Annotated in this window: 12 protein-coding genes and 2 pseudogenes; 10 read left to right on the forward strand and 4 right to left on the reverse strand. The window is 71.6% G+C overall.

Annotated elements, in window-relative coordinates; all coding sequences use genetic code 11:
• The first annotated feature begins 74 nt into the window (after nt 1–74).
• Nucleotides 75–1,244 (forward strand): family 2 encapsulin nanocompartment cargo protein polyprenyl transferase, encoded by a 1,170-nt coding sequence (locus AOQ53_RS09650; protein WP_059416577.1) that lies wholly within the window; start codon nt 75–77, stop codon nt 1,242–1,244.
• A gap of 299 nt (nt 1,245–1,543) precedes the next feature.
• Nucleotides 1,544–2,155 carry a GNAT family N-acetyltransferase gene (locus tag AOQ53_RS09655; RefSeq protein WP_059416578.1) on the forward strand — a complete coding sequence of 204 codons (612 nt, stop codon included), beginning with the start codon at nt 1,544–1,546 and terminating at the stop codon, nt 2,153–2,155.
• Here AOQ53_RS09655 and AOQ53_RS09660 read toward each other — a convergent pair.
• Nucleotides 2,152–2,772 (reverse strand): TetR/AcrR family transcriptional regulator, encoded by a 621-nt coding sequence (locus AOQ53_RS09660; RefSeq protein WP_059416579.1) that lies wholly within the window; start codon nt 2,770–2,772, stop codon nt 2,152–2,154. The genes AOQ53_RS09655 and AOQ53_RS09660 overlap by 4 nt on opposite strands.
• A gap of 111 nt (nt 2,773–2,883) precedes the next feature.
• Between AOQ53_RS09660 and AOQ53_RS09665 the strand changes: the two genes are divergently transcribed.
• The 4 genes and pseudogenes from AOQ53_RS09665 (at nt 2,884) to AOQ53_RS09675 (ending at nt 4,670) form a co-directional block, all read left to right on the forward strand.
• Nucleotides 2,884–3,468, forward strand: coding sequence for a dihydrofolate reductase family protein (locus AOQ53_RS09665; RefSeq protein ID WP_059416580.1), 585 nt, complete (start codon nt 2,884–2,886; stop codon nt 3,466–3,468).
• Between the two features lie 26 nt (nt 3,469–3,494).
• Nucleotides 3,495–3,773, forward strand: a complete 279-nt coding sequence (locus tag AOQ53_RS40595; RefSeq protein WP_078945230.1) for a hypothetical protein — start codon at nt 3,495–3,497, stop codon at nt 3,771–3,773.
• Nucleotides 3,737–4,429, forward strand: a pseudogene (locus AOQ53_RS09670) (RNA polymerase sigma factor); the annotation flags it as partial. The gene AOQ53_RS40595 and the pseudogene AOQ53_RS09670, both read left to right, overlap by 37 nt.
• Nucleotides 4,430–4,439: 10 nt before the next feature.
• Nucleotides 4,440–4,670, forward strand: coding sequence for a hypothetical protein (locus AOQ53_RS09675; protein ID WP_059416581.1), 231 nt, complete (start codon nt 4,440–4,442; stop codon nt 4,668–4,670).
• On the opposite strand, the gene AOQ53_RS09680 is transcribed toward AOQ53_RS09675, so the two are convergent.
• The gene (locus tag AOQ53_RS09680) at nt 4,667–5,401 is read right to left on the reverse strand and encodes a VOC family protein (protein WP_059416582.1); all 735 of its coding nucleotides are present in this window, start codon (nt 5,399–5,401) and stop codon (nt 4,667–4,669) included. The two genes, AOQ53_RS09675 and AOQ53_RS09680, sit on opposite strands and share 4 nt — an antisense overlap.
• A gap of 105 nt (nt 5,402–5,506) precedes the next feature.
• On the opposite strand from AOQ53_RS09680, the gene AOQ53_RS09685 reads away from it, so the two are divergent.
• A complete protein-coding gene (locus tag AOQ53_RS09685; protein WP_059416583.1) occupies nt 5,507–6,661 on the forward strand; it encodes an inorganic phosphate transporter in 1,155 nt (384 codons plus the stop codon).
• Between the two features lie 15 nt (nt 6,662–6,676).
• Nucleotides 6,677–6,910 carry a hypothetical protein gene (locus AOQ53_RS09690; protein ID WP_059416584.1) on the forward strand — a complete coding sequence of 78 codons (234 nt, stop codon included), beginning with the start codon at nt 6,677–6,679 and terminating at the stop codon, nt 6,908–6,910.
• Nucleotides 6,911–6,984: 74 nt separating this feature from the next.
• On the opposite strand, the gene sodN is transcribed toward AOQ53_RS09690, so the two are convergent.
• Nucleotides 6,985–7,380: a superoxide dismutase, Ni gene (gene sodN, locus AOQ53_RS09695; protein WP_059416585.1), complete on the reverse strand. Its 396-nt coding sequence runs from the start codon at nt 7,378–7,380 to the stop codon at nt 6,985–6,987.
• A gap of 223 nt (nt 7,381–7,603) precedes the next feature.
• Here sodN and sodX point away from each other — a divergent pair.
• Nucleotides 7,604–7,777 (forward strand): annotated as a pseudogene (gene sodX / locus AOQ53_RS47995) (nickel-type superoxide dismutase maturation protease); the annotation flags it as partial.
• Nucleotides 7,778–7,842: 65 nt separating this feature from the next.
• On the opposite strand, the gene AOQ53_RS09700 reads toward sodX, so the two are convergent.
• Nucleotides 7,843–8,502 (reverse strand): CGNR zinc finger domain-containing protein, encoded by a 660-nt coding sequence (locus tag AOQ53_RS09700; RefSeq protein WP_059416586.1) that lies wholly within the window; start codon nt 8,500–8,502, stop codon nt 7,843–7,845.
• Nucleotides 8,503–8,591: 89 nt separating this feature from the next.
• Between AOQ53_RS09700 and AOQ53_RS09705 the strand changes: the two genes are divergently transcribed.
• On the forward strand, nt 8,592–9,362 hold the full coding sequence (locus AOQ53_RS09705; protein WP_059416587.1) for a class I SAM-dependent methyltransferase: 771 nt from the start codon (nt 8,592–8,594) through the stop codon (nt 9,360–9,362).
• Nucleotides 9,363–9,390 lie beyond the last annotated feature (28 nt).

Genomic DNA, 9,390 nt, shown 5'->3' on the forward strand with positions numbered 1-9,390 from the left:
GCGGGTACACCCTCGGGGTACGCGCCCAGCGGCAGCGGAAGCGCCACCGTCCGCTCAGTCTCCGAGGCGGTCCCATGGGTGAGTCCCTTGCGGAGTTCAGGACGGAGACCGCGCTGCCCGCTCCCGGCGGGCAGCGCGGTACCGAGCCCGGGCGTGCGGCCGGGGCACCGGAAAGGCGGGGACCCATCGGAACACAGCGGGACGGCCGACCGGGGCCGGCCGAGGGGCACGAGGCGGTCATGCTCCTGGAGCGGGCCCGGGCGGAGGTCGACCCGGTACTGCGGGACGTGCTCGGCTCGCTGCCCGGGCCGATGCGCCGGATCGCGCTCTACCACTTCGGCTGGGAGCAGGCGGACGGCACACCGGAAGAGGGTGGCTCCGGCAAGGCGATCCGGCCCGCGCTCGTCCTCGCCGCGGCGACCGCCCTCGGCGGGTCCGAGGCACGGGCGGCGGCGGTCCGGGCGGCCGCGGCGGTGGAGCTGGTCCACAACTTCACGCTTCTGCACGACGACGTGATGGACCGGGACGCCACCCGCCGGCACCGGCCCACCGCGTGGACCGTGTTCGGCGACCCCGACGCGATCCTCGCCGGGGACGCCCTTCAGGCGCTGGCCATGCGGCTGCTCGCCGAGGACCCGCATCCGGCGGCCCGGACCGCCACCGCCCGGCTCGCGGACTGTGTGATCGAACTGTGCGCGGGACAGCACGCGGACACGGCCATGGAGCGGCGTGCTCCCGGCGAGGTCACGCTCGACGAGGTGCTCGCCATGGCGGAGGCCAAGACGGGCGCACTGCTGGGCAGCGCCTGTGCGATCGGCGCGCTGTACGCGGGTGCCGGGGACGCGGACGTGGCGGCGCTGGACGCGTTCGGCCGGGAGGCCGGGCTCGCCTTCCAGCTCATCGACGACGTGATCGGCATATGGGGCGACCCGCGCCGCACCGGCAAGCCCGTCGGCGCGGACCTGGCCGCCCGCAAGAAGTCCCTGCCGGTCGTGGCGGCCTTCGTCTCCGGCACGCCGGCGGCCGCGGAACTCGCCGAACTGTACGCACGACCCAGCGAGAAGGAGGACCTCGACCACATCGCCCTGACCGTGGAGCGGGCGGGCGGCCGTGACTGGGCGCAGAACCAGGCGGCCGACCGGATGGCAGCGGCGATGCAGCAACTGGCACGCGCGGTGCCGGACCCGGAGGCGGCGGGCGGTCTGCTGGCCCTCGCCGAGTTCGTGACACGGCGCAGCAGTTGACGGCGGACGGTGCGGCAACGGGCCGTCGGCGGCACCTGACGGACCTTCGGGTCACCGAAGGGCAGGACCCCGGAGCGCCTCGGGGCCGTGCGGCTCCTGACCCCGTACGGCCCCGGGCCTCCGGCCAGGCGGGTCCCGCACTGCCCCACGGTGTGCGGGACCCGCCTCCTACTGCCGGTCACGACAGGTGCTTTGGGCAGCGGTTCGATGAAATCCCGCCAAGCTCATGCCCCACGCGCCGGGACGGCTCCCAACCGCCCTACGATCAACGCCGGTCGGGACGAGCGAAGGGGTGGGACATGGGTGTGGCGATCCGGACGGCGGGTGAGGGGGACCGGGAGCTGGTTGTCCGGCTGCTGGACGAGGCGTTCCAGGACGACCCCGTGAGCGGCTGGGTCTTCCCCGGGGCGGAGGACCGTCGCGCCAAGCATCCCGGGCTCATGGCCGCCTTCACCGACATCGTGCTCGCGGGCGGGCGCATCGACCTCACCGAGGACGGTTCGGCCTGTGCGCTGTGGCTGTCCATGCCGGCCGACGACCATGACGGCGACGCCGAGGACGACGGTCCGGCCCAGGTGCGTCAGGCCGTCGACCCGGACAACGAACGCGTCGAGACGATCGGCCGGCTGACCGCCGCCATCCACCCCACCGGGCGGGCGCACGAGTACCTGTGGATGATCGGCGTGGCCCCCGGCCGCCAGGGCGAGGGTCTCGGCACGGCGCTCATCGAGTCGGTCCTCGACCGCTGCGACGACGAGGGACTGCCCGCCTACCTGGAGGCGAGCAGCGCCCGCAGCCGCAAGCTGTACGAGCGCCTCGGCTTCGAGCTCGCCGACCCGGTGCTGGACCTCCCGGAGGACGGCCCGACCATGTGGCCGATGTGGCGCGAGCCCCGCACGCGCAAGGCCTAGGGCGTGTCCACGCCACCCTGTCCGGCTTCTCCCTCCGGCAACACCGTCGCCACGATCCTCTCCACCAGCCCGTCCGGCACGCTCACCCCGGGCAGTACGCCCTCCAGGACGCCCGGCAGGGTCAGGTGCTCCAGGAGCAGTCCGAGCATGGCCAGGTACAGCACGGCGACGGACTCGTCGCCGCCGGGGAGGCCGGCCGTCCGGTGGAACTCCATGGCCTCCTCCAGGTCGCCGCGCACCGACTTGGTGTAGGAGGCGAGCAGTTCGGGACGCCGGGTCGCCTCCAGGCGCAGCTCCATGAGGGCCAGATAGCCCGTGCGGTCGCGGGTCGCGCGGGCCATCAGGTCGTACATGAAGGCCGTGACCAGTGAACGGTCCCTGGGGCGGTTCATCAGCTCGGCGACCACGTCGGGGTCGGGCGCGAGCCGTGTGTGCAGCCGGGTGTCGATCTGGCGCAGCAGGTCGGCACGGCCGGTGAAGTAGTTGGAGGCCGTGCCCACGGGCACGCCGGCCTCCGTGTCCACCGCGCGGAACGTCAGCCCGCGCGCTCCCTCGCGCGCGAGCACCTCGACACCGGCGTCGACGAGCGCGGCCCGGCGCTCGGGATTGCTGGCCATGCGGAGTCCCTTCTCCCACTTTCGTCGGTTCGCGGATATCGCTTGCAACCACTACATCAGGAGTACTACAACTGAAGTCGTTGCACCGGCAGCCTACGAAAAGAGACCGGCTTGCGAAAGCTCACGTACTTCATCGCCTGTTCCATCGACGGCTTCATCGGCGACCCGGGCGGCGACGGGACGTCGATGGTCCGTTTCGTCGACGAGGAGTTCCTCGCGTTCCTCAAGGCGGAATACCCGGAGACCGTGCCCACCCACGGACGCCGGGCCCTCGGCGTCGACGACCTGCCGAACAAGCGGTTCGACACCATCATCCAGGGCCGCGGCAGCTACGACCTCGCTCTGAAGGAAGGCGTCACCAGCCCGTACGCCCACCTGCGCGAATACGTCGCCTCTCGCACGCTGAAGGAGTCGCCCGACCCGAACGTCGAGATCATCGCGGACGACCTGGTCGGAAAGGTCCGCGAACTGAAGGCCGAGGACGGCGACTTCGGCATCTACCTGTGCGGCGGCGCGCAGATCGCGGGCGAACTGCGCGACGAGATCGACGAACTCGTGATCAAGACCTACCCGCTCGTGTACGGCGCGGGCATGCCGATGTTCGGCTCCGGATTCGCGATCTCGGAGTTCGCCCTGGAGTCGGTGCGCACCTTCGGCAACGACGTGCTGGTGCGCACCTACAGCAGGAAGCGCTGACGCCCAGACCGGCCTACCCTGAGGACATGGGCAGCGAAGAACACGTCTGTCCCACCTGCGGACAGCCAGTGGAAGCAGTCGTCCGGCGCCACAAGACGCTGGGCGCGTGGGTCCCGCGCTGGGTACCGGGCCCCTGCCGCAACCCCGAGTGCGCGGCCTACGACGCGGAGGGGGCCGAGAGCGGCCACGCCCGTGAGGACACCCGGACCGCCGGCAAGTCCCGGTCCGCCGAGGGCACCGCCCCACCTGCGACGACCCCGCCCGAAGGCAGCGGCTGCCGTCCGTCCTCCAGACCCTCTACCTGATCTTCAACGAGGGTTACACGGCCACCTCCGGAGCCGCCCTCCAGCGCCGCGACCTCGCGGGCGAGGCCGTACGCCTGGCCCGCACGGTCCACCGGCTGCTCCCCGACGACTGCGAGGCGGCCGGCCTGCTCACCCTGATGCTGCTCACCGACGCCCGTCGCGACGCGCGCAGCGGACCGCACGGCGAGTTGATCCCCCTCGACGAGCAGGACCGGGACCGCTGGGACAAGGCCGCGATCGAGGAGGGCGTCGCACTGGTCACCGGGGCGCTGTCCCGGCGCCGGCCCGGGCCGTACCGACTGCGTGCCGCGATCGCCGCCGTCCACGACGAGGCACCCTCGCCCGAGGCGACGGACTGGGCCGAGATCCTGGGCCTGTACGACGTCCTCGTCCGCCTGGTCCCGGGCCCGGTCGAACGCCTCAACCGCGCGGTAGCCGTCGCCATGGTCCACGGACCGCACGCCGGCTTGACCGAACTGGACGCCCTGGCGGATGAGTTGAAGGGCCACCGCCTGGACGCCGTACGAGGTCACCTCCTGGAGCGCGCGGGCGAGCCCGAAGCCGCCCGTGCCGCCTACGAGTCGGCGGCCGCCCGGACCCTCAGCCTCCCCGAGCAGCGCTATCTCCAGGCGCGGGCGGCGCGGTTGAACGACTAGCGTGTGAGGCATGGACATGGCGGGGGAGCGGCGGCGCCGGGTGTGGCGCCGGGCGGTGATCGTGTGGGCGCTGGTCGCGGTCGTCGCAGGCGGGCTGACGCTGTGGATGCAGGACTCGACGAAGCCTCGGGGACCGTACGTCTGGGAGGACGCGAACCCCGACGAGACACCGGACCTGCCGCCCTGCCCGACGCCTGAGGACGTCGGGGCCGTCCTGTGCGCGTACGTTGAAGCGGACTAGGCGCGCAGCGAGCCCGTCTCCGGATCCCGGGTCGTCAGGCAGTACGTGCCGCCCGCCGGGTCGCGCATCAGCGTCCAGCCCGAGAAGTCGGCCACGGACACGGCCCCGAGCTTCTCGTGCCACGTCCGGGTCGCCTCGACGTCCGCGCAGGCGAGGTCGAGGTGGGCGGAGGCCGGGCGTTCCTCGTCGAGGCGTTGCAGGAGCAGGCGTACCGGCAGCCCTGGCGGCGGCTCGACCACGTGGAACTCCGGGAGCGAGCCGGGCCGTGACGTCCAGCCGGCCAGCAGCCCGCTCCAGAAGGCGACTTCGGCGTCGTAGGCGGACGGCGGCACGTCCACGCACACCTGGTCGAGACGGCTGCCCCGCACCACCCCCGGGCGCGACGATTGCCCCTGCCAAGGGGCCGCGCAGAACAACTGCCCGCCGGGCGACCGCAGCACGACGAGTGATCCGAGGTCGGCCACCACGCTCGCGCCGAGCCGCGTCGCCGAGTCGGCGAACTCCCTTACGTCGTCCACACAGAAGTCGAGATGCGCACCGCCGCCCCCCGACCGCACCGCCTGTGCCTTCAGGCAGGCGTCGGCGTCGTCCGGGACCAGAGTGACGAACTCGGAGTCCTCTCCGCGCAGTTCGGACAGCCGGGTGTCCGTGACCGCCGTCCAGAAGTCGCAGGCGGTGTCGAACGCCTCACGCGGGCGGTCGATGAAGGCGTACGTCCAGCGGATCCTCATGGGCGCGATCGTACAAGGGCGACGTCACCGCCACCCGCGTGAACCTTGACCAGCCTTTGCCTCGCCGTTCCCCGCCCATTGGCCTGCACTTGTTTGCATTCAGGAATGGACCACATCACGTTCCTCGTGGCGGTCGTCATCGTGACGGCGCTCGCCTTCGACTTCACCAACGGATTCCACGACACGGCGAACGCGATGGCCACGTCCATCGCCACCGGCGCACTCGCTCCCCGTACGGCAGTCCTGATCAGCGGTGTCCTCAACGTGGTCGGTGCCTTTCTGTCCACCGAGGTCGCCAGGACCATCTCGGGCGGCATCGTGGACGACACCCTCGTCACCCCGGGGATGATCTTCGCGGGCCTGGTCGGGGCGATCCTGTGGAACCTGCTGACCTGGCTGGTCGGTCTGCCGTCGAGTTCCTCGCACGCCCTGTTCGGCGGGCTGATCGGGGCCGTGTGGGTCGGGGCGGGCGGCCACGGCGTCCACTTCGGCAAGGTCGTCGAGAAGGTGCTGGTGCCGGCGGTGGCCTCTCCCATCGTGGCGGGTGTCGCCGCGCTGCTGGCCACCTACCTCGCCTACCGGCTCACCGACCGCGCCCGCAAAGACTCCGTGACCAAGGGCTTCCGGATCGGCCAGATCGCCTCGGCCTCGCTGGTCTCCCTCGCCCACGGCACGAACGACGCGCAGAAGACCATGGGCGTCATCACCCTCACCCTGATCTCGGCCGGCGCGCTCGGCCACGACGCCGGACCGCCCCTGTGGGTCATCGCGTCCGCGGGCATCGCCATCGGCCTCGGCACGTATCTCGGCGGCTGGCGCATCATCCGCACCATGGGCAAGGGCCTCACCGAGATCCAGTCGCCGCAGGGCTTCGCCGCCGAGACCGCCTCCACCACCGTCATCCTGACCTCAGCACACCTCGGCTTCGCCCTGTCCACCACCCAGGTCGCCTCCGGCAGCATCCTCGGCGCGGGTCTCGGCCGCAGGCTCGCGGAGGTCCGCTGGGGCGTCGCGGGCCGCATGGCGGTCGCGTGGCTGATCACGCTGCCCGCCGCCGCACTGGTCGGCGGCCTGGCCGCCAGCGTGGTCCAGAGCGGCGGCGGCCCCGGTACGGCGGTCGTCGCCCTGGTCGGCGCGGCCCTCGCCGCGGGCATCGTGGTCGTCTCGCGCCGCAACCCGGTGCACGCGCACAACGTCAACGACGCACACGAGGTCACCATCCGCACCGAGCCGCCCGCCAAGGTCGGCACGGCCGCCTGAACGACGGGAGTCGACATGCATCTGGACTGGACCGCACTCGGCCAGGTCACCGCGGTGAGCATAGGCGTCACCGTCGCCGTGGTCGCGGTCTTCGCCCTCGGCGTCCTCGGCCTCGCCCAACTGGAGGGCGCCCGCGACCAGCAGGGCCGCACTTCCGCCCTCGGCCTCACCCAGGCGGCGCTGTGCTTCCTCGCCTGCGCGGCCGTGGTGGCGTACGGGATCTTCCTGATCGTCCCGCAGTTCCACTGACGGCGACGACCGCCGCCCATGACGAAGGGGCCCGGCCGGTTCTCCCGGCCGGGCCCCTTCGTCTGCCCGTGACTTCAGGCCTTCTTGGTCTCCCAGAAGATCTTGTCGATCTGAGCGATGTAGTCCAGCGCCTTCTGGCCGGTCGCCGGGTCGGTCGAACCCTTGGCGGCCGAGAGGGCCTTGAGGGCGTCGTTGACCAGCTGGTGCAGCTCCGGGTACTTCTCGAAGTGCGGCGGCTTGAAGTAGTCGCTCCACAGCACGGACACGTGGTGCTTCGCGAGCTCCGCGCGCTGCTCCTTGATGGTGGTGGCGCGCGCCTGGAAGTGCGGGTCGTCGTTGCCGGCCATCTTCTCCTGGATGGCCTTCACCGACTCCGCCTCGATGCGGGCCTGGGCAGGGTCGTACACACCGCAGGGAAGGTCACAGTGTGCGCTGACCTTGACCTTGGGGGCAAACAGGCGGGAAAGCATGGAGCATTCCTTCCTCGTGATCGTCTTCTCACAGGGGACATTACTCCGTGAGGGACGGCTTTTCGCGAGTGCCCCCATGGGCTTAGGACAAAAGTCCGGGGTGAGACTGAGACTGGTGGACGAAGAACCGGGGAGGTGCCGGGTGATGCCGGAGCTGTCGCAGGAGTCCGAGCGGGGGAGGCCGGCCGCGCCCTTCGGGGTGGCAGAGGTGACCGGTCCGTCCATGGTGCCCACGCTGTACCACGGGGACCGGCTCCTGGTGCACTACGGGGCCCGGATCAAGCCCGGTGACGTCATCGTGCTGCGTCATCCCTTCCAGCAGGACCTGCTGGTCGTCAAGCGGATCGCCCAGCGGCGCGAGAACGGCTGGTGGGTGCTCGGGGACAACGCGTACGCCGGCGGCGACAGCACCGACTACGGCGTCGTACCGGACGAGCTGGTGCTGGGCCGGGTCCGGTTCCGCTACCGGCCGCTCAAGCCCGGCCGGCGTTCGCCCTGGGCGCTGCTCGGCTGGGCGCTGTCGGCCGCGCGGCCCGTCCTCTCGGGCAGGCCGGGCCGGGCGGCTTCGAGGCGTTTGCGGGCGCGGTAGGCCGCCACGTTGGCGCGGGTCGCGCAGCGGTCGGAGCAGTAGCGCCGGGAGCGGTTGGTGGAGGTGTCCAGGTAGGCGTTGCGGCAGGGCGCGGCCTCGCACAGGCCGAGCCGGTCCACGCCGTACTCGGTCAGGTGGAACGCCAGCCCCATCGCCGCGATCGCCGCGTAGCCCGCGGTCGCGTTGGACGGGTGGTCCGCCAGGTGCATGTGCCACAGGGGACGGCCGTCGTCGTCGCGGAAGTCGTGCCCGGAGATCTGCGGGCTCACCGGGAACTCCAGCAGCAGTGAGTTCAGCAGGTCCACGGCGAGCGTCTCGTCCCCCTTGTCGGCCGCCTCGAAGACCGCGCGCAGCCGGGCCCGGACCGAGCGGAAGCGCGTGACGTCCGTGTCGGTGGCGCGGCGGGCCGCCGACTGGTTGACGCCGAACAGCTCGCGGACCGCCTCGACCGACGTCAGGGAGTCCTTGCCCCGGGCCGGTTCCTCGGTGTTGACGAGGCGCACCGCATAGTCCGAGTAATAGGCCAGTTCCACTTGTAGTCCTTACGGAGGGGCTTTATTGTCGTGAGCGCGCACTCGTAACAGCTGATGGTGCTTCCAGGGTATTACGAGGGAGGGGCTCGATGACGGACGCGGACACCACCACGACCACCGCCGACTGGCAGGCCTGGCAGAAGAGCTGGGACCGGCAGCAGGAGTGGTACCTGCCCGACCGCGAGGAGCGGTTCCGGATCATGCTCGACATGGTGGAGGCCCTCGTGGGCACCGCCCCGCGTGTGCTCGACCTCGCCTGCGGCACCGGGAGCATCACCACCCGGCTGCTCGCCCGGTTCCCGGAGGCCACCAGCACCGGCGTCGACCTCGACCCGGCGCTCCTCGCCATCGCCGAGGGCACCTTCGCGGGCGATGAGCGGGTAAGCCTCGTCACCGCCGACCTCAAGGACCCCCACTGGCCGGCGAAGCTGCCGTACGACTCGTACGACGCCGTCCTGACCGCGACGGCCCTGCACTGGCTGCACCGGGAACCCCTCGCGGACCTCTACGGCCAGGTCGCGGGAGTGGTCTGCGACGGCGGTGTCTTCATGAACGCGGACCACATGATCGACGAGACGACGCCCCGGATCAACGCCGCCGAGCAGGCGCAGCGGCACGCCCGCATGGAACAGGCCGAGCGGGACGGCGTCCTCGACTGGTCGCAGTGGTGGCAGCTCGCCGCCAAGGACCCGGTCCTCGCGGAGCCCACGGCCCGGCGCTACGAGATCTACGGCGAGCACGCGGACGGCGACATGCCGTCGGCGGCGTGGCACGCGCGCGTGCTGCGCGAGAAGGGGTTCGCGGAGGCCAGGCCGGTGTGGTGCTCACCCTCCGACACCCTGCTGCTCGCCCTGAAGTAGCACGCCGAAGGGGGCGGTACGGAGTTCC

Origin of the sequence: Streptomyces azureus (genome assembly GCF_001270025.1) — a bacterium.
Lineage (GTDB): Bacteria > Actinomycetota > Actinomycetes > Streptomycetales > Streptomycetaceae > Streptomyces > Streptomyces azureus.

Coding starts and splice junctions, on each gene's coding strand:
- AOQ53_RS09650 (WP_059416577.1), top strand. CDS start 75: ATGGGTGAGTCCCTTGCGGAGTTCAGGACGGAGACCGCGCTGCCCGCT.
- AOQ53_RS09655 (WP_059416578.1), top strand. CDS start 1,544: ATGGGTGTGGCGATCCGGACGGCGGGTGAGGGGGACCGGGAGCTGGTT.
- AOQ53_RS09660 (WP_059416579.1), bottom strand. CDS start 2,772: ATGGCCAGCAATCCCGAGCGCCGGGCCGCGCTCGTCGACGCCGGTGTC.
- AOQ53_RS40595 (WP_078945230.1), top strand. CDS start 3,495: ATGGGCAGCGAAGAACACGTCTGTCCCACCTGCGGACAGCCAGTGGAA.
- AOQ53_RS09675 (WP_059416581.1), top strand. CDS start 4,440: ATGGACATGGCGGGGGAGCGGCGGCGCCGGGTGTGGCGCCGGGCGGTG.
- AOQ53_RS09680 (WP_059416582.1), bottom strand. CDS start 5,401: ATGAGGATCCGCTGGACGTACGCCTTCATCGACCGCCCGCGTGAGGCG.
- AOQ53_RS09685 (WP_059416583.1), top strand. CDS start 5,507: ATGGACCACATCACGTTCCTCGTGGCGGTCGTCATCGTGACGGCGCTC.
- AOQ53_RS09690 (WP_059416584.1), top strand. CDS start 6,677: ATGCATCTGGACTGGACCGCACTCGGCCAGGTCACCGCGGTGAGCATA.
- sodN (WP_059416585.1), bottom strand. CDS start 7,380: ATGCTTTCCCGCCTGTTTGCCCCCAAGGTCAAGGTCAGCGCACACTGT.
- AOQ53_RS09705 (WP_059416587.1), top strand. CDS start 8,592: ATGACGGACGCGGACACCACCACGACCACCGCCGACTGGCAGGCCTGG.